The organism is Helicobacter apodemus, from assembly GCF_000765745.2.
In the GTDB taxonomy this organism is placed as follows: Bacteria; Campylobacterota; Campylobacteria; order Campylobacterales; family Helicobacteraceae; genus Helicobacter_D; species Helicobacter_D apodemus.
Map to the genome: position 1 here is coordinate 1 of NZ_JRPC02000115.1, position 507 is coordinate 507.

Sequence of the window (507 nt, forward strand, 5' to 3'; positions counted from 1 at the left end):
ATGGTTCCTTGATTCTTAACTTGACTAGTGATAGTTCCAAGGTTACTAAAGGTTCCTATATTTTTAGTATTACTAAATTTGCTTAAGGTAGCCCCTGTATCATTTACAAATCCACCATTTAAGTTCCCTTGGTTATCAAAGTGTGCAATGGTTCCTTGATTCTTAACCTGGTTGGTGATGGTTCCTTTATTAGTAATACTTCCAGCACTTCCAGTGTTGCTAAGAGTAGTTAGGGCTCCAGTGTTCGTAAAGGTTCCTAAGTTTTTGGTGTTAGTAAGATTAGCAATGCTTCCAGTGTTAGTAATATTTGTTAGGGTTCCTTTATTACTCAAGGTTCCTAGATTAGAAGCATTACTAAAGTTTGTTAAGATTGCATTATTATCATTTACAAATCCACCACTTAAGATTCCTTTATTATCAAAGCTTGTGATAGTTCCTTTATTAGTAACTTGATTTGTGATAGTTCCACCATTAGCATTGCTAAAGGTTCCTATGTTCTTAGTGTTA

The 507-nt window shown here is 34.3% G+C and carries 1 pseudogene; it reads right to left on the bottom strand.

Features of this window, described 5'->3' with window-relative positions:
• Positions 1–507: pseudogene (locus LS72_RS11165) on the bottom strand (hypothetical protein); the annotation flags it as partial.